Origin of the sequence: Natronincola peptidivorans, from assembly GCF_900111615.1 — a bacterium.
In the GTDB taxonomy this organism is placed as follows: domain Bacteria; phylum Bacillota; class Clostridia; order Peptostreptococcales; family Natronincolaceae; genus Natronincola_A; species Natronincola_A peptidivorans.
Window position 1 is genome coordinate 41,420 of sequence record NZ_FOHU01000011.1, and the last position, 24,907, is coordinate 66,326.

Genomic DNA, 24,907 nt, shown 5'->3' on the forward strand with positions numbered 1-24,907 from the left:
TTTCTATATCTTTCAGATTTAAGCCTACTACATTATAATTCCACAATCCCACTTTGCAGCAGCACTTCATATGTACCATCCAGCATTGGATCATCAGGCACATAGATAATCAGTCCATCCCTACCTCGTGTTAATAAAACCCGATAGCTATTTATCCTTAATTGATTAGGATCCTTAGCTTTAGCACCACTTTGCTGAAATCTTCTCCAATTGCTACCCTGCCAAAGCATATCTTCCCCCCAGCAAATAATTGGTATGTCCAATTCCAAACCTTGACAAGCAAACTCTGTTGCCACCCTATCTAAGTTGCAGCAGGAGAGTTGACTATCATCCCCATCATTGAACCAAGGCCCAACCTTTAACTGTTTCGTGGTATTGTAGGTATTGTCCACACGGAACTTAGGTAATACTCTTGCCTTTGAAGAAGCTAACAAGCCATAACGCTTCTCCTTAATACCTGAGTATCTGTTTTTACAGTACCTTTTAGCTTTATTTAAGTCTCTCGTCACATACATATTGAAATCTTCAGAAATGATCTTTTCTGCTAACTTCTTAGGTCCTTTAATATTTCCTTTTAAAAGTTCATTGGCCCATAAGGTGACATCCTCTGCAAGATGAGATCTTAATGTAATGTTTAAATCTAAACTATCCTCTTCGATGACTTCTACTACTTCTTTAAAGATATGGGATATCTTACTGGGACACACAACTTTCCAGTTGTTTTTACTCCTTTGTAACGCTTCCCTCCACTGGATCATACCAGCCTCTTCCCCATTATGGATCTCCTGTCCTTCTCCAATCAGGCCGAGAAATACCGTCCATTCTGGTATCCTATCAGCAATATCAATAATTAAATCAGGCTCTGAAGCATTTGTCCTATGTTTTTGTTGCACATGTTCTTTGTCCCAAGCCCTTTGGGCCTCATCAAATACGACAATATGCTCTTTAGAGATACCTCTTTTTTCTATGCCGTAATGCTTAATATAGTTTCTAAGGGGCTGTACAAAAACCTTGTTTCCTAAAGCATGTTGTAATACCTCTACTAAAGGTCCATTTCCTGATAGAAAAATAGATTGTTTTGCAGTATCCTCTTTCATCCCTTCATAGACAAACTGAAGTCCTAAAAGGGTTTTCCCTGCCCCCGGCACCCCTGTTACTAGGGCTAAAACCCGTTCATTTTTTTCTTTTGCTTCTTTGGCTATAGTCTTTAGAACCTCAACCGCTTCAGGTATGCCAGCACTATTTGCTCTCCTGATAGCAGGCAAAGCTTCTTTTTGATATATTTTTCTAGCTGCTTGCACCAAGGTGGGTAGAGGTACGTAGTCAGAAGCTAACCATTTTTCTGGATCATAATTGATGCCATCACGGTTTAAGGCATCAATGACTACACCCATCCTATCCGGTGAACAGGCCTTCACTGGTCCGAAATTTTTCAATTTGCCTTGTGTTTTTGTAGGTATTAATAGGGGAGTTATGTCCATGGCATGGGAGAATTCATGATAATGTTTAAGATCTCTTCCGTAGGCTGCAGTTTGATCTATGTCAGCTCTAGTAATCCTATCCTTCTGTTTGAATTCAACAACTACAACTTGCTGATGCATTAATATAATCACATCTGGTCTTCTCCCCCCCTCATGGGGCAATTGATATTCAAAACTAAGGTAATAGGCTTTGTCTTTATATTGCGAAAGGTTAGATATCAATTGATGGTGAGAATCAGCCCAAGCCTCTACCTGGGCTTTACTTGGCTCTTCATGACATAGCAATCTATAATTCATTATCATTTCATCTAGCCACTGGTTTTTAGGTAAGGTTAGAAATTCATAGATAAACCCTTTATAGCAACAGTTCATTTTATTAAACTCCTTTACTGAGCTTGATTTTCTCTATGCCACTTTATATAGGGTAACTGCTCCTTCTTGAAAGGAAGTCTTATTTCCTTACTGATATTTAATAGTCTATATTCCTTCTCTTTTATCCTATTTGAAATGATGATCCTGCCATCATCCTGGAAGGTTATCAGCCCTTTATCAAAGAGGGCATCATGAGTAGGACATAATAGTATTCCATTGTGTACATCCAATCGTTCTATGTCACTACAATCTTTCCATGGCTTACAATGGCTAGCGATTAATAATTCTTTTATTGCAAGACCACAAATGGCACATTCCCTTGTATTAGCCAGTAGTTTATTTCGAAATAACCCTTGACCAATTCTTGATTTTCTTATTCCTGCTTTCTCTGTTTCATCCATAAATCTGTTTAGGAGATCGTCTACCTCTTTGATATAATCCTTCTCTTCTCTAGACAAATCTGCAGTGAGTTGAATATGATTCTTAGCTTGCGCTAAGCCCAACAAATATTCTCCAAGAGGGTTTTCTATCTCAAATAGATATCCCTGGTTCCCTCTTCCTCCAGTGGTAAAGGGAGAGTACATGCCAGGACATAGGGGTAAAATCTCTTCTATGTACAGGTTGATATCGATAGGCTTGTCTAAAACGTTATATTCTGCATGAACAAGCCACCCTTCCTTTTCCCATAGATTGACACTGTCTAAGGCAGCCGGTCTATTGGCATCGATACAGTTACTTTTAGCAATATTCACTGAAACCAAGTTTCTTTTATACATGCTAAAAATGATGTCTCCTTCTTTAACCTTTGTCATATTGGTCCAATGATAAATCGCTTTCCCAGATTTTGTCCGTTTAGGGGCCCAAAGATAACCGCCTACTCGCTCTTCATGATAGGTCTTGTTTTGAAAAACAATATAATAAGCCATTATAGTTCCTCCTTTAACCTTTTTATCAATGGTATATCCGCAGGGGCAAAATCGAATCCATCCAACTCATTAACAGTAACCCACTTTACATCGCCATGAACAGATAATTTCACTTTGCCTCTAACCATTCTACAGAAGTAGGCTAACAGTTTGATTTCACCTGTAGCATATTTATAAATGCTTTCAGCAAAAAAATCCCCTACTTCGATTTCAATATCTAATTCTTCTTGAATTTCCCTCTTTAAACATTGTTGGGGGGTTTCGCCTTTTTCCAGTTTTCCCCCTGGAAATTCCCACTTCCCCTGAAGCTTTTCTCCTTGTCCTCTTTGAGCAATTAGTATCAGATCATCTCTTATAATAATTGCTGCTGTCACTTCCTTCATTATCATCACGTCCATTACTTTAGTTTAGAATTATCGATCTATAGTTTTTAAAAAGCACACTCATGTAAAGTAGTCACCATTTGATATCACCCAATCTTCCAATTAGCTACAGGTAGGGTCCCATTTATTTGCTGATATTTAAGTAATAACTCTTTCTCTTTTTCTTCGGGATTATCACATGCAAAATACCCTATAGCCTAACTTATCTTAATTGACTATTTCTTTTAATCAAACATAGATATTTGGCTAGTTTTACTACGAAATCTCTTTATTTTTCTTTCAGTAATTCTATCTTTGTCCTCTACATTCCCTATCAACATGGGAGAATTGATATCATGGTTTTTATTATTCTCTCTTACCACCGGATCACTAAAGTTTGCATAACAATATCTACAACTATGTACACACGTATTGTAGACACCCACTTCTATACTTTCAACGCAACCACAAACATCCCTTTGATTTTTATCTTTTTTAATTTCAATAGGCTGCTGAAGTAATCTTGATATTAACTCTTGATCAATACATCTGCCTGCTTCAATACCAAAACCTACCAAATCAATATCCTCTGCGCAACTATATATTTTAAGATTTTTGTTATCTGAAATGTTTCTAAAATTTTTCATCAAAAAAGAAAGTTCCTCTTGGGACATTTGTCGGTAAGATAGACTTTCCATATTCTTTTTAATCTTACGATAGTCGTCCAAGATACTTATAACCATAGTTTCCGTATAATCCCCTAATACATTTACCATTTCTTCAAATTTCTCTAGGTGAAACTCAACATCTATTTTATCTGTCAGAAAGATAGGATCATATCTCCATATAACACGATCCTTGCCAATTTTTTGCGATAGTTTAATAAAGGTCTTAATCCTGGTATCTAGATTTGGAACATTCTTTTCAATATCATGATCATATGGATTTACTGTATATTGAAAATAAAACATATAATCTTCTAATTTATCTAACTTCTCTAAAGCCCTTTCAGGATTTTTTGTCCAAAAAACGATGCAATCAACCACATTTTTATTTATTAGAATTTTGCTCACTTGTTTAGGGTTCATAGGATTTCTAACATAAAGGAACCCTTCTTCTATTCGTTTTAAAAACCAATCAAAATAAAAAGCAGGAATATCCGTTCTTCTACTAACACTTAATATCATAGCATCAAACCTTTCTTATAATAAATGCTGCACTATTACAGGTAATCCATGGATTATACCTATTATCTATGTACTCAGGTATATAATATGGTACTCGAGTTTCTACAATTCCATTGCCATATTTATAGTAACTATCCGTCTTCGTTATAAAGTGATATTTGTCTATATGATATTCTCCCTGTGGTAAAATAGTTTCAAATAAATCATATAGGTCCCTTACCTTCTCCTTATGGTTAATATCATTGCAGACTACTAATGCTCCCTTAGGTAAATACTGAAAAATTTCATCATGAAACCTTTTAAAAAGAAAATATATTTCATCTTTTGATTTATATTTTTTCATATCTGATAATACATACTGAAAAATGACAATGTTTGAATGTAATTGTTTCTTTTGCGGATTTATCTGATTAATGAATTGAAAAACATCTTTGTAATAAAAATTTAACTTGTAAGAATCATCGAATTTATTGATAATTCTATCATGAATGCTTTTCCATTTATGGTTTAAGTCAATACCATTATATTTTACTGTTTTTTTATTTTGGGAATTAAAACTAGCAATTCCCATCAATTCAGTACATGGTCCACATCCTACGGATAATACATGTATATCCTGAAATTGATTGATAATATCTCTATAATAGTTTAATATTTTTTCTATTTCAAATGAATAACGATAACTATATTTAGGAAAGTAGTAATTCATGATTCTATCACAATTATATCTTTTTCTATCACCAAAATGTATCTCTTTTAGGTACTTGCTATGTTCCCCATTGCATTTATTATCGCAAATATTACATTCCTCTCCCTTATCAACAATATAAGCTTCGTTACAATCATGAACAACTTCATTTAAATAATTAATCCTTCTAATATTAACTTTATCAGTAACTTTGCAGATGATGTTAATTATCTCCTCACCTATACTCCAAGAAAAACCATGTATATATAGAGATAGATTGGTATAATATGTTAATTTAACTTCTTCTTTAGATTGATTGTCTTTTACAACTATTCGGCGTCTTTCAGATGGATTATTACACTGTAGATCTGTAATGGTAAACTCCTTGTTACCGTCAGAAAACACGCTGATTTTTTGTAAAATTTCTTCAAAATCTTCAAAAGATACTTGTTTAAAATTAATTCTTTTTTCCTTTATTTCTTTAACACTTGTTATTTCATTTATATAGCTTATGAGTTCTTGATTAAGTTTCTTATTTTTTCCAGTGTTTCCATCAACAGTCACACCTTTTCTTGTCAAGTAAATTCTTAATAGACCTGCTGGTTGGTTATTATAAAACTTAATTTCACAGAAGTTATCCCTTTCTATAATGTCAACTGTAAACTCTCTTAACTCAGCATACTTTCTAAGCTTCTCAATTAATTTATTTTTATCAATTGGAATATTTTTTAAATTTAACATATTATCACCTAGTCCACAAAAGTAATATTTACTGCATTTTCCGTTTCCCTATTCTTTTTCTTGTCAAATGCTTTTTCTAAATAAAACTTAACTTTTTTACCATCAAGATCTCGTTTTTTCTTTCCTTGAATATTAGTTACTCTAAAATAATAAGATCCTTTTTCATTTGTAATAAATCCAGCTTTATGATCTTGTAATATTTTAGATATCACCCCATAATGTTTCTCTTTATTCTTCCACTTGTGCTTTTCAGCAATCATCATAACTCTTTTTCTTAGCTCTTTATCAAGCTGACTATCGATTATATCCCTATGTTCTTCATAATATTTTTTTTCTTCAGCGGATGTTTTCCATCCATTATCTACTCTCAATTTAACAGAATAAGTTTTGAAGACCTCTTCATTGCTCTGATCATTAAGCCTATAAAATATCATCCCTACATTCCAGTAAAGATTAATCTTTTTATCATCCTCACCAGGCTTAAGTATTGCTTCCAAAGCATAGTCTAAAGACTCTTCATAATTTTCTAGAGAATAGTAGATTTCACTTATATCTTTATAGATAAACCAATCTTTTTTTTGCTTCAATAATTCCTTTAGAATATTAATAGCTTCTTCTGTCATACCTAGCTTATGTTTCGATATGGCAATTCTTCTTTTAAACCATATATTATTACTATGATGTAGCTGTGGAAAGATATCTAAAGCCTCCTCCGAAACCCTTAAGCATTCACTAAAAATCTCTAGTTTTTCACAAGCTTTACTTTTTAGAGCATACCATTCTTCTTTATTAGAAGATTTAGCTTTTTGTTTTCCTTCAACTTCATAGTAATACGCTTTATCTGATAATATGCTAGGATTCAGCTTGTCTAACCAATCGTTTATTTTTTCTGCATCAAAATTAGGTCTATTCTTTAAATACTTCAGTACTTTAAATACAGTGATTTGAAATAACATATCTTTTGGGGATAGATGTTCTAGAATATAATCAATATATTCTCTAGTCTGATATATATTTTCTTTAAGGAATGCATTTTTATTATTGACTTTAACCCTGTATAAACACCACATATAATTATACTTGCAGGATTTTTCGAAAACATCTTGGTCCAACTGAATTAACTCCTCATATATCTCTAGTGCTCCTTTATAATCTCCTTCTTCATAAAGTTCTTTTGCCCTATCTTTTAATTTATCAAACATTGGCATCCCCCCCCCTTGAAGAACTATTAGTTTATGAAGTATACTTTCTACGTAATTTTTTTATGTTTCGTACAAACTAGCCTTTATATAATCATACCTGATACCCTATAGACAATTTTGTCTATATTTGTCGAATAGGGCATTTTTTTTGTGAAATAAATAACTTTATTAACTTACAAGCTCCTTATACTAATTTATATAAATGCTTTGTAAAATCAAAAAAACTTGTAGATGAATTAACCGCTGCAAATACAAGTTAGGTTAGTTTGCAAAATACTGGGAGTACAGTAAAAGGATCAAAGAGATATTTTTCTATATTTAGGCTTATCATAATATCTCTTAATGCATTGAAAAATGTAGTTTTATAGGTAGTATTATATCTTTTCAAAACTTAGCATGTTTTTACAAGACCTGGTGCTCGGTGGCAAGAGGTGGCTGGAAGTTTCTCATGAAAAAAATAGAGATATAGGTAGGAGAATTCATTGTTATCCATCTCCATTAATTTTCTATACCATTCTATACTAAGTAGTTGTTCATTACTCTTTCTTAACTGCTTATTTTTACGTATCTCCAAGTCTCTCCATACTTAACATCTGGTCTATTAGTATAACAATATTGTTCTATTGACAAACTATCTTCTTGTCCAGTTGTCAGTATGTGGTGAAAAATTCTTATTATATCTTCAAGTATCCAATTTGATATACACGAATTCTTGTCTATTATACATAATTCACACCTTTTTAAGCATTTTCGAGCTCTTTTCTTATATCTAGTTCCCCAGTTTTCACGTCTTCCCAAAAAATAGAAGTTTTTAATATTCTCTTTTTTCTCTTCAGATAGTCTAGTATATATAAGCACATCTTTGTACTTTTCTTTTAAATAGTTTTTAAAATCTTTATAAAATTCAAGTGTATTCTTAGATTCATAAGGAAATTTAATAATTTCTTTTTTGTACAATAGCTTTTCCAATGCTTCAGTTTCTTCTTCCAAAAGAATTTCAATTATCAATTTTATATAGTCAATCTCTTCATCTAATGCTAAGTATCTGCTATATATATTATCTATCTCTTTAAACATATTATGTGGCTCCTCATAACGTTGCAATTCATAGCTTATAGATGACGACAAACCATGTCCTTCTCTCATTTTTTGCAAATCTACCTCCAGTGGAAGTATAATAGGAAATATTTCAGATAAGTCTACATCGTAATATCTCCAGCGTAGTCCCGATGTGTTAAATATTTCAGATAACAAATCTCTTCTTACATTGTCAATGTTGTAATCATATTCAGAACTCATTTGTTTATAATACAAATCATATATATTGATATTTATCTCATTCATATATTTAAGGAAGCCTACAGAATCCTTATCTAAAATGTTTTTTAGAAGTTCTTTGATATCCATAATATCTTTACGTGTTGAATCTTGTAAAAGTAATGTTTCTCCTATATAACTTATAATATGTTTTTTTGTTTCGTGTGTATATTTCTTAGTATTATATTTTTTAAGCTCTTCTACCCATTTGGGCAATCCGTCTATTTTGTAGTCTCTTGTATATAAGTCTTCTCCAATCAAATTAATTGGGAGAATTGGTTTTTTAAGGTCCATGGCCAGTTTAACTTCTTCCATTGATATATCCTCCGGATCTTTAAATCTTTTAATAGAACCCTCTGAAATAATTAGTAAAAATAAATCGCAATCTTTTATTGCACTCGCTATATTTTCACTAAAATTTCCTGTATAGATCTCTTCTACGTCTAGATAGCTTTCAACACCATATCTGCGCCCTAATTCTGACTCTATGTAGGCAGCTACATCTTGTCCACCTGAACGTCTATAGGATATAAATACCTTTCTTTTTTTTCCCATAAATGCTCCCCCTATATAAAACTAAAGTTTTGTATGTATTACATATTGCTTTTTCAATAACTAAAATGTTTATCAGTTTTAAGAAACCTAACATTTTCAAGTATTATCTTTTCTAAATACCAACTAGAATATTGCCTTCTACATGAATTTCTAAATCCTCAGCTATATCTATCTAAATTAATGACATCCTTATAAGATAAATGTACATGAGGAATGATTATAAAAATTGACTCATGCCTAAACTCTCTCAAGGTAATGCAAGTTCTCTCTAAAACTAGAAATAATCAATTCTATTTTATATCTTAAAATTTTAAGGTCTTTCACCTGTGAAACCCTTCTAAACTCTGGAAAGTTTAGCGATAGTTTCTACATGGGATGTTTATTTGATGGGTTTATTTTATCATCTCTAAGTATATCTTAATATATTATTCAATGCTCTTGAAATGTTGAAATATAGGGAACTAAAGACTGTATAGTAACCTTCTATACTTTTCTATAGTACCCTATAACTTTTTGTAGAAGTGGCTCTTATCTATTTTACTGTGTGATCTCAAACCATAAATTTGAACATTTTATAGATATTGATTTATTAAATGTTATGTCTCCTTTTATTCACTTTTTATGTGGTAGCAGTCAAATGACACAAAGGTTTTCACGTAGTAAAGATCTGCAGTAGGATGATTCAATTTTTTATTTTTATAAATTACTGAAGTATTAATAATATATGAGTGTTCATCTAATAATTATCTAACATTTTAATTGCTTCATTAAAATCATCATTTTCTAGATCTTCAATACTTTTTTTAAGTAAATATCTACTTTGATGCCACTTATAGTTCAATTCTAGAGCATTTTTAACTTCACCTATACATCGTTTTGCATCTTCATAACCTTGTTCAATTAAAGTGCTAATCCTTTCATGATTAAAGTCCATTAAGCTTTTTATTTTACCATTAGGATGCAACGAATGCTTAGGTCTTATTTCAATAATTGTAGTATTAGGAAAATGATGTCTATTCCACATCGAACCATCACTCAAATGTGCAACAATAGCATATGAACAACCTGCATCTACTAATGGCTTTAATGGTGTATTTCCATGACTATTTCGCCATTCACCTAGCCCTCCATCAATATATTTTTTACCATTAATAATTTGACTATCATAAGCAAGAGGTAAAGCTGCACTAGCTAGAAGTGCAGTTACTCTCTCTTCTACCTCTAGGCTTTGTAGATGTATATAGTCAGAGGACCTTGTTTCTGAAAATCCTAATTCTGCCATTATCAAAGATGCTAGATCATCAATCAATCCAAAACTGGGATACATTGATATCCAAATTGGTTTAGCTCTGTCTAATTCATCCATATTAATACTATACTCTATTAGACTTCTTAATCCATCAGTATTTAAAAGACTCTTAGTAGGTTTTGCTAAACCTTCTAGAGGACTATTCACTAACATCTGTGTATATCTATGTTCCTCTTCAAATTTCTGAAGATGATCCAAGAAAGATTTTTTTATCCTATTTGCTGCTGAATTATGTTGACTTGCAATATCTAAAGAAGTATATAAAAATCCAACTCCAAGCATTTTTGCGTTTATCTTCAACTCTTTTTCATTGCTAATGTTCTCCCATATCATTCTAAGTTTATGAGCTCCGGTTTGAATAGAAGAAGCTGAGGCTAAAAAAGTAGCATTGAGTGCACCTACGCTAGCACCAGAATACATATCTGGTTCTAAACCTATTTCAGCCATATACAAGCTGACTCCAGCTTCGTATGCTCCCCGTGCACCACCACCTGATAGCACTAAGCCTAGTTTATTCTCTTTTTCAAATTGTTCATTATTTTTATACATATAATCTTTCCCCTGTTTCTCTTATTAGTCGTTCGCTTAATCGTGAGGGGCTTAAAACCAGTGGCAGTCTATCATTATGATAGTTATTGAGGTCAATTGCATTTTCCGTAGTATTAATAATTGTTGAACTAATTGGTAGATGGTTATATTTATTTTCTTCAAATATTAAAATATACCTCAACATATCTTTATATAAGACTTTCTCGCTTGCTATATATGTAAACCATTGTTCAGTAGGAACAAGCATGTCCCCTTGGAGACCGGTTATTCTTCTTAACTGAATAACGCATTTATCTTTTAATTGTTCACGAAATTCCTGATTGATTTGATCATATTCTCCAAAAGGACTCCAATATAGTTCCTCTAATACCAGAATCAGTTGAGTAAAAGGTGAAAGGCCTTTATATTTTCTGCCCGATTCCCAGGCATCAAATGCCTTATCTAGATGAATCATAGCACTTTGTCTTAATCCTAGCCTTTCAATCTCCTCTTTTAAATAAATGTGTTTATCAAGAAATTTAACTTCTAACATCTCTAACTCTTCATATAATTGGCTTACCGTCTGCTTTAATTGTAAATGATGATTTATTAATTTTGTAACACCCTGTCGTGTTTCATTAAGTCTATTAATGACGTTATTTAAAGCATAATTACTTTCAATTTGTGCCGATTGAAGATTTTGCAGCCACACCTTTGTGGTTTGTAATGCTTGACTAAAATTTTGATCTATGATTTGCTGTCTCTGGGCAGATTTTCCTGTAATACCATCCCATAACCTTGCTACAGGGCCTTGCCTACTTGCTCTAACTCTAATATGGTCATTCGTTACCTCTAAACCATTTACAAAATCTACAATCATTTTCTCTTTTAAAATAGGTACCTCTTCTATTAGTTTTTTCCAATCATTATCTTCCTCATTTGTATTTATCTCTAGATTTTCCCAGTTAATTTTACTTAACATGCTTTAACACCTTCATTCTCAATTCCTACTTTTACAGCTTTTACGTCTTTACTGTGCTCGGTTACATTTTCTTTTATTACTTTCATTGAGACTAACAAATTTTGTAGATCCTTCTCTTCCAATTTTTTATCCTTTTTTGCATCCAATAAATCTCCTCTAAATCTTTCTAGATAGAGTTCTAATTCTTTAAAATATTCATCTATTTTCTTCTTAGTATCTTTATTAATAAAGTCGTGTAACGCTTTCTCTAAATCATCATATTTCTTATTTAATGCTTTTTTAGCCTTTGAGCCAATTGCTTTTGCATCTACCTCATATACTTTTTCTGTATATGTATATTCTACTTCATGTTCATACAACCAAAGAGTATACCATCTTCTTTCATATCGAGTTCCTGTGCGTTTTTTCTCTTCTTCTTTAATTAATTTTTGTTGAATAAGATCAAAATTAATATTCATAGGTTCTGGCTTTGGACTAGATAACTGTATTTTTACCTCAAAAGACTCATTTAATTTTATTGCAGCTTCTTTTAAAACGGACCCCATTTCCCTTTCAATATTTCCCCATAGGTCCTTTTCTATTGACTTAATTAAACTTTTACAATGCTTTTCAACTTCTTGGGAAAAATTTCCTACTGATTCATTTATAACATCATATAAACTATTCACAAATTCTTTTGCCTTTTCTTCTTTGGTAAATATATTGGGTCCATTTGGATTTATATCAAGAGAATCCCTTTTTTCCTTTGGCAAAGTTCCAATCGCAGCACTTATTGCACCAAGTAATGTTGACATATAAGTATTTTCTTTTCGTTGTTCTCTATTTTCAATTTCCCTTTCTTTCTCTTTAGATTTTTCTTCCTTAAATAATGAATCAATCCCTATATCCAATACATTGCTGCTTTTTTCTAAAATTTCCTTCAACCTATCTTTCATTTCTTTCACTGTTTTTTTTGATTTATCCTGTGCCTTTTTATTTGATTCTTTTACCTTTTTTATATCTCCTTCAAGGTTATCAATATGCTGTTGAAGTAATTCAATTTTTGCCTGAAGCCCACCGAACCTCAGACCTAAAGAATCAATGACTTGCTGATCATAAGCATACATTTTATCAACGGCAGATTTCATGCTAATTAAACCTGCTTCACTGAATGCTTGTTTAATCACTTCTGCTAATGGTTCATCAAACAAACTAATATTCCATAGTTTCTTAGCCTTTTTCTTAACTTCTTCAATATCATCAATTTCACTAGCCCACATTACACCGAATGCAGATTCTCCAAAATCACTTACCCACTCATTCTCCTGATAGCTGGGTAATCTCCCATCTGTTTCAATTTGACGTAACACCTGATTAGCCAAATAGCCACGTTTACTTGATACAGGATAAACTTTAGAGGAATCAACTCTTCCTTCAAATAGTTGACTTGTCACATATCGTCTGGTCTCTTCTTTATCCATACCATTTTTATCTTTTTGATCAAATTTATTAACAAATAGGTATAAGCGATCCCCACCATATTCTAGAATTTCTTTTAGAGACTGCCTCACTTCTTCATCTGCCTCAGATCGCAACTGAGTATAGTCTAACACTGCCATTACTGCAGAAGCTTTTTCAATCTGCTTTATAAGAATCTGCTTTAAATACTTTGCACCTGCTTCATTAGGTCCAGGTGTATCAATAAGTGTAAATGTGCCATTTTCATTGGTGCTATTTTTTAGATGATAAAATTCTATTTCTATTTGAGGAAATTCATCTATGCTATCATACTCTATTAAAGGAGAGGTTACTTTTATCTGCTTATCCTCACAAAGACGAGAAATATCATTTAACTTTTTAAGAAATACATATATCTCCTCAAGTCCATTATATTCCTCATGGATTAAAGAAAATGAATCTGTTAATATACTATTTATTAATTCAGCTCCATCTTCAGAAGACATTGTTTCTAAATTGTCCAATTTACCTTTCTCTTGCATTTTTTTCAACTCTTTATTTAATTGTTTTAGTGCTACATTAAATGGCTCAGGTTTTGGAAAGGTTAGCTTGGGTATATCTTTTTCAGGAGTGTGCCTAATTAGAGTAGGTAAAGTGGTCATTGGAATATTTCGATTTGGAAGCACTTCTGAACCTACAATAGCATTAATGGTGGTGGATTTGCCTGCTTTCATTGTTCCTACTACTGCTAAAGTCATTTCTAAACGATCCACCTTGTAGCTCTCCTCTTTCAAGGTTTGACGCCATAACTGAGTCCCTTCCTCACTGAGACTTCTAATTTGCTTATCATCTTTTTGACTTTTTAAAAGGCTAGGTGTGTTTAATAATTCTTCCATTATTTTATCTTGCTGCCCTAATAAACGTAAAACTTCCTTTCTTGTTGCTTGGATTATATCAGCGTACATTCGATAGTCCCCTTTCAGTATAAAATCTTAGCTTATGTATACTACTTTTATTTTGTACTACTATACTTTTTTAATATTTTTTAGACTTTTCTATCAAATCTTTTTTAAGTTTACTAATGGTTTTTTTTTCCTCTTTTTCTTTAACAAGCCTTGCCATTTGTTTAAGTGTATTTTTTAGATTCATTTTTTCATCAGGCATCCTAAATCCATTCACAAATTATCCCTCCTTATTATGTTTGTACTGCTTTAACAATTTATCTGCTATATCTTCCATATCTTCTATAAAATTTCTTGGTTCTATAATCTTAATGTCCTTCCCTTGACTCAATAACCACATCTTAATACCCTGACCAAACACTTCAGTTTTTACTAGATACTCCGCTTCTTTTTGTTTAATGATTTCAGCATTCGGCAGTCTATCTAATACTGCCTCAATAGATTTTCCTCTAAAGACAAATTTAATGGTTTGTAATTCACCTGGTTGCATAAATTGTACCAGATTTCTAAATTCTCCTTCTTTAAACCTATCTTTATAATTTATTTTAAAACCTTCCTTCAAAACTTTATAGTCTTTTATCCTATCCAATCTATAGATAGTTGGGTATTTAAAGGGCTTATCCTTCATGAAAGCTATGAGATAAAAGTAATACTCCGAAAAAAGAATAGCTTCTGGTTGTAATTTCCTATCAATTGGCTCACTTATTATTTTTCCATTTTCTCCCAATTTTGTATATCTAATTTCAATCATTCGCTGACAATTAATTGCCTCACTAATACTCCAGATTTTATCTATTAAATTTTCTCCATGCTTAGGTTCAACATAATTTTCCATTTCATTTATTACAAGTTTTTTGATATAAGCCTTATCTCTAGTACAGCAATTGTCTAATAGCTTTCTTAGTATCGTATCAAGCTCTCTTTTAGATAACCCTCTACTTTCTAATAAAATTTTACTTATAGTTAAAATTTCCTTTGAATTTAAAATCTCTTCTTCGTCAGATTCTAAGACATAGCCTTTTTCTTTGCGACTATATCTTATATGCTCAAGTTTTCCGGTATTACTTAAATAAGCATTAATATCTGCTACATACCTACTGATAGTTTTGGGATTTACCCCTAACTCATCAGCCGTTTCCCCCTTTTTTACTACATCGCCATTTAGTAATCTATGATAGATTTCTAACAAGCCTTCTGACTTATTTGCTTTAGTAGGCATATAAACACCTCTTTATAGTTCTTTTTTCCTATACTGTAAAATTTCGACAGTAATTCTAAATTTCCTTCCATTTTTGATGTTTTTCTCTATACATTTCAAAATCTGCTAATTCCACTAATTTATCTGCTGTAAACTTTTCGCTAGGCCTATATTCATAAAAACCTATACTTAAGCTAATATTACAAGGTAAATTTTTCTGGATATTATAATCTTCTACCCTCTTATAGATTCTTTCCCAAATTTCTTTCGCTTGCAGCCTTTTTGTGTTAGAAAATATCATTACAAACTCATCTCCTCCAAATCTAAAAATAAAATCCTCTTTCCTAATACTGCTTTTTAGGATATTGCTAACGTCTATTAGCAGCTGATCTCCAATAAAATGTCCGAATTTATCATTTGCCTTTTTTAATCTATCAATATCAATAAAAGCAGTTGTAATAATTTGGTGGTTATCTAAGGCCTTTTTCATTGCTTCCTTCAATCTCCTCATCCCTTCTCTTTTATTCAAAACACCTGTCAGATAATCTAAAGAAGCTTGCTTTTTCCATACAATTATTTCTTTTTTTAACCGGATAATTTCTTTATCTTTTTCTTTTAACAATTTGCAATCCTCTTTCCTGCACTCTCTTGTCATATTTATATCACCTCAATTTTTCCTATTCTTTTGTCTATAACTTATATTTTATATATTTCCATGGACATATTTTGTCTACTTGCATTTTATATTCAATTTTTATTTCAAATTTCTTTATTTTTCTCTATCTATTAGAGCTAACTAGTTTTTTAGAATCGATTATATCTATTTTTCTTTTTAATCTTTATACAACCTATTTAAAAGCATAATCTTTAAAACACATTCCCATGTAATCTTTCAAAACACCAAATTAGGAGGCAATTATAAGAATAGGAAATAACATGCCTCCTGAAGAAATTGTATACTTGCCCCCTCTAACCAAAAATCCTAGCACTTGACTTCATCTATAAACCCCAAAGTTCTACTACCAACCTCCCCAACTATTCACTAAATGTACGTTTAGGGAAAGCGGAGCGTCAGTTTGCAAAACTGTTTACTAAACAAGACATTTAGGGAAAGTGGAATAGTGGTAGGAGTTTCTATAAAAACATACTCTAGATAGCTCCTACCTCTATGGAGCGTTAGTTGGGGGATGAAGACCCTAAAGGTGGCCCTATTATCGCAGCAGTCTGTCTGTCTTCTTGAACTTCTCCATAGAAAGACAGTCTGTGGAGACTGACTTGCAAAGACTCTCTCTAACAAAAGCCTTCATATTCCTACCCAGCCACCAGAACAGTCTGTAGCCCTCCCCTATTTTCTCACCCTAGCTGCTACAGTCTGTGGCGGTGGCGGTAGCAGAAGGCCCCAAAGATAGACCCAGCGACTGGAACAGTCTGCAGCTCCCCTGGTTGCCGATACACCTTGATAGAAAGTATGGCTTTTATGGACGTATGGTAATAACAAGCCATATGATCTCAGTCTCTCCTCTACACCATCTCAGCAGCACAGCTGCAGTCTGTGGAGGGAGCGGAGGTCAAGCCCCCAAAGCTACAATCTTTTGTTGTAAGGAATGAAGGAAGGAGAGCATATTTTGTGAAACAAAAACTGTCTCCTGGATGAATGACTGGAGACAAAAGGTTGTGGACCCCAGAAGTTTTGAGGGTGGGCGGCGGGAATACAATAAAAGATACAGGTGGTTGCCGGTTAAGGCAGCTGCCTGTATCTACTAAATTGTCTGTTGATTTCCTAATCTTCAGTCTCAGGGGTAGCATTGACTACAATTCTACCTCGTCTAGTGATGGTAAAACTATCAATAGTTTCATCTTCTTGTCTTATTAAACGCATGTTCATTAGATTTATCATATACCGCATCATAGAGGTATCCTTTAAATCACCAATCCTTCTTATTTCCTCCATCGTCATACACTGAACATTTCCCTTTATATGTACATCCATTGCCTTCAGAATTTTACCTTCTATACCCTCCATAATCAACCCTCCAATATCTTTTGTGTATCACCTGCTAATAACGCATTTAAATCCCACATTTATTACACTACTTGCAATATAGCTTATGATATTTACCTATATTAGCTATTTCTTCTTATGACCCTTCCGAATCTTTTACATGCCTATCCCATCATGAGCCTTCATCATCCTCCTTCCCTTCTCTGTAATCTTCAAAACTCTAGGAGAAGCTCGCTGTCTTTCAATCATTCCCCATACTTCCATCTCTATCAAATATCCTTGCACTGTAGAGGTAGATTTATAGCCCACTAGTTTTCCAATTTCTCTTACAGTGGGACTATAGCCTCTTTTCTCAATATAATCCCTTATTGAAAGCAGGATCTCCATCTTCTTATCCTTTGGTTTTTCCATCTCTAGATCCTCCTGTTTTTATCATCTAGAACATATGTTCTGTCTATATTATAGGAAATTTTTGGGGCTTTGTAAAGCCTTATTTACCTCTTTACTGAATTTTTGAAATTCCTCCTATATAATGTAGAAAAATCAAAGAAGGAGGCTTGTAATGAACAAAATACAGATTGCTAAAAACTTTCAGCTGTGGGAGTTTCAATGTGGAGGAGGTACGCAGCTGGTGAAGCTGGATCATCGTCTTTTAGAAAAGCTCCAGCAGCTTCGGGATCGTGTGGGGGGACCTGTGAATCTTACCTCCGGCTATCGTACATTAGAACATAATCGACAGGTAGGGGGAAGCCCTAATAGTCAGCATATGCTAGGTCGTGCAGCAGATATCAAAGTCCCTGGCTATTCCCCAGAGGCCATTGCCCAGATAGCAGAGGAATTAGGCTTTACTGGGATTGGCATCTACCCCACCTTTACCCATGTAGACGTTAAAACTACAGCACCATCCTACTGGCGTGGATAGTAATAAATCGATAGGAAAGGAGGCGAAGCAGTGCCCACTACCAAGCTGATCGCGAAAATTAAAAAGATTGATATTAGCAACAAGGTATCCTCTGACAACTGGAGCCAATCCATCAGCATCATTCTAAGTGATATCGAGCTGAATGATGAAAATTTAGTAGCTATTCGAAAGTTCAGACCCAATGAGGAAATTTCTGTGGCTTTTGAAACCCTTCAATTATCTATGATGGACCCACCAGAAGAGGAAATTACAGAAGTATTGGAGGAGGAAGAAGTACCTCAAGAAGACTTGTTTGTTATTGATTATGACCAAGAGCTACTTGAAGGTGACAAAGTAGTGAAAAAGTTTGAATTATAATTTTGAAGGGAGGTGAACCTATGCCAGTAGCAAAATTGAATGAAACTAAACATGTTTCTGTTCGATTTATTACAGAAACAGACCCTGAAGGAAATCACAGATATTCTACCAGAAGAGTTGCAAACATGAAACCTTCAGCTGCGCTTATCTCTATGTATAATATTGCTGCTTCTGTGATTACATTGTGTAAATTTCAAGCAGAAACCGTTATCGCAATTGAGCAGTATCAAATCGTAGAATCGTAGAATCATGGTAAAACAAAATTTTATAGAAGGGAGGAACAAGCTTGAATAGACGATTAAGATTACTTTTTAAAACTACAGGGGATAGGATCGTTGCATTAAATATTGCTGATCCTAAGGATACCCTAGAGGCTAGTGAAGTACAATCAGTTATGCAAACCATCATAGATGAAAATGCAGTTATCACTAGCTCTGGGGAGTTGTATGAGATTCATTCGGCTTACATCATTGAAACAACTACCGACACCCTGATTGAGGCTGTATAGTGTAGTTTTACAGAAAAGACATGGTTCCTCTAGGGGGAATTGTGTCTTTTCCTCTAATAAAAGAAAGGAAGGTGAAAAAAACAATGAAAACCAAAACTCCTATCACAAAAGGAATCGCAGTGATTTTATGTATGATTACTGTAGCCCTCTCATGGAATATTTATATATCCTACAAATCCTCTTATTTTGCTGAGGATACTTTTGAAAAATCTCTTGCTTACATCGCCATGGCTGAAGGTCAATCAATGGAATTAACTTTAGCTCCTGTAGAGAAGGAAATTATCTATCAAGAGACAGAAGTAGCTGAAAAGAATGAAGCCCTTCAGCAGAAAAAAATATTAATCAAGTTCTTTCTCCTGCTATTATCCTTTGTCAGCCTGGCTGCCCTGCAAAACTTTGTTTATAGTATAGAGTCAATCAAAGGATATGAAGCTGAAAAGCACAAGACCATTTCTCCCCTAATCTCTAAAGAGGGTGAAAAGTAATGGCAAATCTATTGGAGGATGTCACCCTCTTTGCTTATATTTATCTCTTTTGCTTTCTAGGGGCATATTCTAAGGATGTGGTGGATACCTTTTTAGAAAAGACCACTGAGGTGTTAATCCTGAAGGTTCTAACCTCTTCCCTAGCTGTAGCTGTTTTGCTATATGGTGCCTCAGAGTATCTATTGAACAAGCTGTCCTATCGGCCCTTTACAGCTGTTTGTTATACCCTTGGATTGGTTAGCTTTGAGGTGGTTGTGAGGTATAGTAATCTTCAGGAAGTATTAGATCTAATACAGGAATTTCTATTATGGAGAAAAAATAAAAAATAAGGATAAAGTAAAGCTATTCAGTAGAAGCTATTCTTTATCCTCATTTTATCTGTCACCTTAAATTTTTCATATTTAATTTGGAATTGGAATTTGAAAAAGCTTAAATTTGCAAATTACCAGCAAGTTAGCAGCAAGTTAAATTAAGCCCAGAAAGGAACATATTTTAAATATCTTGGTGCTGTATTTGGATCCAAAGCTTTAATCATATCTTCAATATTTCCACCGATTATCTCATAAGAAGAACCAACTTATATTTCATAGCCATTGAAGACTTCGCCTTCACTAGAAAAGGTATATATCGAGGCCCTTCCTGAGGAATCGATACTGGAAATCAAATGCTTTAAGGAACATATGCAACAAAAATATAGGAATATATTAACCCGACTCTCAGCTTAAATACCTACCCCTCTAACTCACATGAATTTTATGGTGGGACGAGGGACCTGTCCCCATGGACCATTATTTGAAAAACATCTTACTGCTTCTTTAATTAAATAAATTCCAATTGTATCAACTTCCATATTTTCTAAAAATAATGGATAGTTTATTTATTCCAACTTAGTATGTAAACAATAAATAAAAGTACCTTTTTAGCATGTCATTTAGTATTTATTTCTTACTTAGAAAATATAAAAGAGAAGAAATCCAATTTGCTAGTTTTTTTCTCTATAATTTTATTTGCGATTAATTATTATTAACTGACTTGGTAAATGGTATTACCTTCTTTAAGTTTAATTTCTTGCACTCCCTTAAACTGATAGAGGTTATAACCTCCCCCACAATTCCAATAAGTATCTTTTGTTATTCCTCCATATTCTTCACCATCAATTATTCTCTGCATCCTTGGTACAACTATATCATATATATGCTCCCCTTTTTCAATTCCTATATATTTCCTGTTCATCTTATGGGCTACAGCTGATGTTGTACCAGAACCTAAATACGCATCTAACACTATATCACCTTCATTAGTTGAGATATCTAAAATTCTTTTTATTAACTCCTCTGGTTTAGGAGTATCAAAGACCTTTTTATCTGGAAATAGTGATAATAAATGTTTCTTTGCAGTATTTGTAGTGCCTACTTCTGAACCTAACCATAAAGTTTCTGGTGTAACTCCTACCTCTTTATCAACTAAGAACTTCTTTATTCTAGGAACACCATTTCCATCTTTTCCAAACCAAATATTATTCTCACTAATTTCTTTATCCATACGTTCCTTATTATAAGCCCAACACCTTCCATTAGGAAGAGAGTGCACTTTTCCATTAGGAGCTATAATGTCATAAAATTGACTCTTAACAGCATGACCTGCTTGTACATGTGCTGAAACTGACTGCCAGGGACCTCTAGGATCATTATCTGGATTCTTATATCTTTTTAGTATTTCGGGTGTTGCTGGAAGAAGGTTTCTAGATGCCTTAAATTTGTCAGGGTTTTTAGCATAAACTAAGATATACTCATGATTATTAGAAAACACTTTTCTGTTTTCTCTCGAAGTTCTATGTTCCCATATTATAGTAGTTAAAAAGTTCTTTCTTTTAAAAACTTTATCAGCTAAAACTTTAAGATAATGAACTTCATTGTCGTCTATAGATATCCATATGCTTCCATCTTGACTTAATAAAGGCTCTAATCTTTTAAGTGTGTTGGTAATATAATCTACCCATCTATCATGTCCCATATCATCCTTATAATGGGTATATTTTTCACTATTATTATATGGTGGATCAATATATATACACTTGACCAAACCTAAATGGCTTTTAGATAATTGATCTAAAACTTTTTTATTATCTCCATGTATTATCATGTTGTCGGTATCTTTTACACCATATGAAAATTCCTCTAAAAATTTAAATTTTTTAATAATAATCACCTTCTTTCAATAAATTTATTTTTTACAAACAATTAAGATTTCCGCACTATAATTAGTTTCAAAATTCTTATCTGTTTTATTCAGTTTGCTATGTGCAAACTGACCTACGGAAACACTTTTTACGTTATTGAAATATTGCCTACCAAGAGACTCTAATTCCTCTATTCTTTGCATTCTAGGTGTGCTTTTTCTATCCTCAGCAAATGGAGAGTATGAAAGAACAAGAGAGGAATTATTTTGACTCACCTTTTTAAATAAAGTATCAAAAGCCTCTTTTGCCTGAGTCTTTATGGAGAATGGTGATTGGTGTCTATCGTTTCTATAAATACCTCTACTAAACTTTTCTTTCCCCTTTACTATAGTCTTTGATATTTTTGGATTATCTCTTAGACAGATTGTTTCTAAAACATGATAATAACGACTATAATGGTATCTAGTGTATGGAGGATCTGCATATACAACTTTTACATCCTTGCTTAAATTGTCTAATGCATCTGAAAAATCCATTCGGTAGGTACGATGGTCAAAATTAGTCTTTCTTAATCCAAGAAAACTTTCCAGTTTTAAGGAGAAAATTTCAAATGCATTATTCTTTCTGTCTGTTACAATCTTATTAACAATACTTTTTTTCGGTTTACCATCTGAGTCAAATGGTTTTAAGGGTTGTGCAAACTGTTTACCTACTGTGTTTACTATGTCACTAGCAGCACTTAATATTGCAGCTGTAAAGGTGTCTCTGTCATTAATATCTAAAGATAAAGAATACTCTAGTAGAGCATCCAACTGAACTGATTGTTTGAAAGAAAAATATGTACCGCCAAAATATCGTGAAGTCAAAGCTTCAGGCCCAATTATAAAATTTGACTCCTTTAAACGATCTGCAGATTTACTTAAAGCTTCTTTTAACATCACCGTTTCTGCTTCACAACACCCTTCTTCAAACTTAATTATAGAACCATTTTCAACTAAATCGCAAATGAAGAATGGGCTCCCTTGTAATGCCTCTTCTATAAACTTTTCTTCACATTCAATCATTGGTTCTAGACACCACATCAATTTCTTATAGTGCTCAGAATTAATACATTCAGATACTACTTTTTCAACAGAATAGTAGCTACTTAATGGTTTAAGCACTGATGATGTTAATACTCTGGAATATTCTTGTATATCAATTGCCGTAACAGGACGGTTCTTTGATAAAAATTGAGAAACAGTCCCTGACCCTGAGAAGAGGTCACAAACTCTACTATTCGTAGGATCTATATCATCAATAACTTTTCCTATAAACTCAAGAATCCTCAATTTACTTCCCAAATAATGTATAGGTCTAAATGACTCAGAATTAGAGTCTACTACTGCTTTTAAAAGGGTTAGTTGCTCACCTTTTTTTATATTTCCCATATATAAATCTCCTAACTTTTTTCAAAAGAGTAACCAAACATTTACAACCTATCTACAGTATTATACTAATTACACCGTAAAAGCTAACGTTGATAGAGAGTAAACAGCCTTTTGTATTTAACCATTATATTTTTTGTTAAATGTTCTTCTATAATCTATTATACAAGAACTTATGTTCTTAGTACATATTTTTCTTTAATTAATACAAAGAAAATAGCCACCTCAGTATCAACGAGATGGTTATTCAGTACTTCCAATATGTTAAATTAACCAAAAGTTCAAATTTGGACAGTTTTCTCTAAGGTCTTCAACATCCGTTAAATACCGTCTCATTCTAATTCCCACCCTTGGTTGATAATTATTTAAGTAGACTATAACTTCATTATAAATGTCATGATCAGGCATAATAAGTGAATAAATAAAAGAACGAGTAGCTACTTTTATGAAAATTCCTATAGGTCTATTATCACCTTCCGGATACTCTATACCGCTTGCTGCAGCCAACTCAACTCTATAGTTTTGACTTCTTACTGATACCGTAGGCCTAACCTCTAATTCTTCTAGTATTCCTGTTATACTTACATTTCTTAGTAAGATCCGTCTTTCTTCATTAACTCCCGCTATTCCCCCAAAGAATCCTTCAAACACAGCACGATTGAAATTAGCTTGTTTCCATCTATTTCCACTATTAGGGATCTCAGCTATAAGTACTTCTAGGTTATCTTCTATTGTCCAGGCCCCATAGTCTTCAGCATCTAAAATTTCTGGGACAAATGGAGTATCTGTATCCACCACTTCAATTGGAATCACTTCATCATTGACTGGTTCTGTTATTAATGGCTCATTTCGTACTTCACAAGGAGTATCTTCTTCCTCTTCCATTTCTAATTCCAGCTCCAACCTACGGCCTCTAGCAAATCTAGTTGCATTTCGAGCTGCTCTTCTTATAACCTCTTCATCGTCTAAGTCACGTAGTTTATCATTGTTTTGGCTAACCCATAAATTCCAATATTCTTCAAAATCATTTAACTCATCATTTGTAAGATTATTTATTGTAAATGCTTCTTTATTACGTCTTAAACCTTTCTCTGTTAAATTGCCAGAACCAACTATCAGCCTCAGCTCTCCATCAACCTTAAACCATATAAATTTAGGGTGGAATAATGAACCTGAATCATTATCACAGAAAACTTTTACTTCTAAATTAGGCTGATATAAATCTCTTAACTCTCGTAACTTATTAAGTGTATTTGTATTTGTAATATCGTCTATACCTACAATTAAAGTAAAAGGATTATTCGATAAAAAATCTCTAATAACTTGGTCTTCAAATATTAAAGAAGTACCACCAGAGGTGGCAAAAGCGAATACTCCAGCACCATAATCAAGCATGTTTTGTGTACTAGTTGCTGCTGTTAAGATTGCTTCATGTGTCGTTAAAGATCCACTAAATCGACCATCTTGAATATAGAACATTTAAAAACCCCCATTTCTATTTATATAGAGAGAATTATAATCTTATCTTATCTTAAATAGAAAATCATGTCAACAAAACCAGACCATTTGACTTTTAGTTAATAATTTTTAAAACTTAAGTTGCTTCTATGAAATGATATATTTTGACTAAATATTGTACTAAAATACAGCAACTTACATGTGTAATTTTACTTTCATATACTTCCACTTTGTAAACCAGTTGATATTATTTTCAGTTTTGGGTATTCGCTTAGTACTTTATTAATTATCTTGGTTGAATCTTTTAACCATCCTAATCGCT

24 protein-coding genes are annotated in these 24,907 nt (G+C 33.0%); 6 read left to right on the forward strand and 18 right to left on the reverse strand.

Going from position 1 to position 24,907, the window contains the following annotated elements; all coding sequences use genetic code 11:
* Positions 1-32: 32 nt before the first annotated feature.
* From BMX10_RS11925 to BMX10_RS11990, 15 genes are all read right to left on the reverse strand, one after another.
* Positions 33-1,853 (reverse strand): DUF2075 domain-containing protein, encoded by a 1,821-nt coding sequence (locus BMX10_RS11925; RefSeq protein WP_090444378.1) that lies wholly within the window; start codon positions 1,851-1,853, stop codon positions 33-35.
* Between the two features lie 14 nt (positions 1,854-1,867).
* Positions 1,868-2,779, reverse strand: coding sequence for an HNH endonuclease (locus BMX10_RS11930; RefSeq protein WP_090444381.1), 912 nt, complete (start codon positions 2,777-2,779; stop codon positions 1,868-1,870).
* Positions 2,779-3,162 (reverse strand): 8-oxo-dGTP diphosphatase MutT, encoded by a 384-nt coding sequence (gene mutT, locus BMX10_RS11935; RefSeq protein WP_090444384.1) that lies wholly within the window; start codon positions 3,160-3,162, stop codon positions 2,779-2,781. Before mutT ends, BMX10_RS11930 begins: the two co-directional genes overlap by 1 nt.
* Before the next feature lie 224 nt (positions 3,163-3,386).
* Positions 3,387-4,328 (reverse strand): DUF1848 domain-containing protein, encoded by a 942-nt coding sequence (locus BMX10_RS11940; RefSeq protein ID WP_090444388.1) that lies wholly within the window; start codon positions 4,326-4,328, stop codon positions 3,387-3,389.
* A gap of 4 nt (positions 4,329-4,332) precedes the next feature.
* Positions 4,333-5,757, reverse strand: coding sequence for a hypothetical protein (locus BMX10_RS11945; protein ID WP_090444391.1), 1,425 nt, complete (start codon positions 5,755-5,757; stop codon positions 4,333-4,335).
* 8 nt (positions 5,758-5,765) lie between these two features.
* On the reverse strand, positions 5,766-6,959 hold the full coding sequence (locus BMX10_RS11950; RefSeq protein ID WP_090444394.1) for a tetratricopeptide repeat protein: 1,194 nt from the start codon (positions 6,957-6,959) through the stop codon (positions 5,766-5,768).
* A 546-nt stretch (positions 6,960-7,505) separates the two neighbouring features.
* Positions 7,506-8,831: a toll/interleukin-1 receptor domain-containing protein gene (locus tag BMX10_RS11955; RefSeq protein WP_090444397.1), complete on the reverse strand. Its 1,326-nt coding sequence runs from the start codon at positions 8,829-8,831 to the stop codon at positions 7,506-7,508.
* A gap of 736 nt (positions 8,832-9,567) precedes the next feature.
* Entirely contained in the window at positions 9,568-10,689 is a 1,122-nt protein-coding gene (locus BMX10_RS11960) for a patatin-like phospholipase family protein (protein ID WP_090444400.1), read from the reverse strand.
* Complete coding sequence (locus tag BMX10_RS11965; RefSeq protein ID WP_090444403.1) at positions 10,682-11,650, reverse strand: diguanylate cyclase regulator RdcB family protein; 969 nt, start codon at positions 11,648-11,650, stop codon at positions 10,682-10,684. Before BMX10_RS11965 ends, BMX10_RS11960 begins: the two co-directional genes overlap by 8 nt.
* Complete coding sequence (locus BMX10_RS11970; protein ID WP_090444406.1) at positions 11,644-14,052, reverse strand: dynamin family protein; 2,409 nt, start codon at positions 14,050-14,052, stop codon at positions 11,644-11,646. Before BMX10_RS11970 ends, BMX10_RS11965 begins: the two co-directional genes overlap by 7 nt.
* 70 nt (positions 14,053-14,122) lie before the next feature.
* Positions 14,123-14,266 (reverse strand): hypothetical protein, encoded by a 144-nt coding sequence (locus BMX10_RS18035; protein WP_170834803.1) that lies wholly within the window; start codon positions 14,264-14,266, stop codon positions 14,123-14,125.
* A gap of 3 nt (positions 14,267-14,269) precedes the next feature.
* Positions 14,270-15,268 (reverse strand): helix-turn-helix transcriptional regulator, encoded by a 999-nt coding sequence (locus BMX10_RS11975; RefSeq protein ID WP_090444408.1) that lies wholly within the window; start codon positions 15,266-15,268, stop codon positions 14,270-14,272.
* A gap of 55 nt (positions 15,269-15,323) precedes the next feature.
* Positions 15,324-15,869, reverse strand: a complete 546-nt coding sequence (locus BMX10_RS11980) for a GGDEF domain-containing protein (RefSeq protein WP_170834804.1) — start codon at positions 15,867-15,869, stop codon at positions 15,324-15,326.
* Between the two features lie 1,158 nt (positions 15,870-17,027).
* On the reverse strand, positions 17,028-17,270 hold the full coding sequence (locus BMX10_RS11985) for a hypothetical protein (protein ID WP_090444414.1): 243 nt from the start codon (positions 17,268-17,270) through the stop codon (positions 17,028-17,030).
* A 135-nt stretch (positions 17,271-17,405) separates the two neighbouring features.
* On the reverse strand, positions 17,406-17,660 hold the full coding sequence (locus BMX10_RS11990; RefSeq protein WP_090444417.1) for a LexA family protein: 255 nt from the start codon (positions 17,658-17,660) through the stop codon (positions 17,406-17,408).
* A 151-nt stretch (positions 17,661-17,811) separates the two neighbouring features.
* On the opposite strand from BMX10_RS11990, the gene BMX10_RS11995 reads away from it, so the two are divergent.
* The 6 genes from BMX10_RS11995 to BMX10_RS12020 all read left to right on the forward strand — a co-directional run bounded on the left by BMX10_RS11995 (position 17,812) and on the right by BMX10_RS12020 (position 19,850).
* Complete coding sequence (locus tag BMX10_RS11995; RefSeq protein WP_090444420.1) at positions 17,812-18,171, forward strand: YcbK family protein; 360 nt, start codon at positions 17,812-17,814, stop codon at positions 18,169-18,171.
* Positions 18,172-18,201: 30 nt separating this feature from the next.
* Positions 18,202-18,528: a hypothetical protein gene (locus BMX10_RS12000; protein ID WP_090444425.1), complete on the forward strand. Its 327-nt coding sequence runs from the start codon at positions 18,202-18,204 to the stop codon at positions 18,526-18,528.
* Positions 18,529-18,548: 20 nt separating this feature from the next.
* Positions 18,549-18,773 (forward strand): DUF1659 domain-containing protein, encoded by a 225-nt coding sequence (locus BMX10_RS12005; RefSeq protein ID WP_090444428.1) that lies wholly within the window; start codon positions 18,549-18,551, stop codon positions 18,771-18,773.
* Positions 18,774-18,814: 41 nt separating this feature from the next.
* Positions 18,815-19,036 carry a DUF2922 domain-containing protein gene (locus tag BMX10_RS12010; RefSeq protein WP_090444431.1) on the forward strand — a complete coding sequence of 74 codons (222 nt, stop codon included), beginning with the start codon at positions 18,815-18,817 and terminating at the stop codon, positions 19,034-19,036.
* A gap of 83 nt (positions 19,037-19,119) precedes the next feature.
* Entirely contained in the window at positions 19,120-19,521 is a 402-nt protein-coding gene (locus BMX10_RS12015) for a hypothetical protein (RefSeq protein ID WP_139176448.1), read from the forward strand.
* On the forward strand, positions 19,521-19,850 hold the full coding sequence (locus BMX10_RS12020; RefSeq protein WP_090444438.1) for a hypothetical protein: 330 nt from the start codon (positions 19,521-19,523) through the stop codon (positions 19,848-19,850). Before BMX10_RS12015 ends, BMX10_RS12020 begins: the two co-directional genes overlap by 1 nt.
* Positions 19,851-20,544: 694 nt before the next feature.
* Here BMX10_RS12020 and BMX10_RS12025 read toward each other — a convergent pair.
* The 3 genes from BMX10_RS12025 to BMX10_RS12035 form a co-directional block, all read right to left on the reverse strand.
* Positions 20,545-21,729: a site-specific DNA-methyltransferase gene (locus BMX10_RS12025; protein ID WP_244272709.1), complete on the reverse strand. Its 1,185-nt coding sequence runs from the start codon at positions 21,727-21,729 to the stop codon at positions 20,545-20,547.
* A 15-nt stretch (positions 21,730-21,744) separates the two neighbouring features.
* Entirely contained in the window at positions 21,745-23,130 is a 1,386-nt protein-coding gene (locus tag BMX10_RS12030) for a DNA adenine methylase (protein ID WP_090444441.1), read from the reverse strand.
* Positions 23,131-23,391: 261 nt separating this feature from the next.
* The gene (locus BMX10_RS12035; protein WP_090444444.1) at positions 23,392-24,606 is read right to left on the reverse strand and encodes a phospholipase D family protein; all 1,215 of its coding nucleotides are present in this window, start codon (positions 24,604-24,606) and stop codon (positions 23,392-23,394) included.
* Positions 24,607-24,907: the final 301 nt, after the last annotated feature.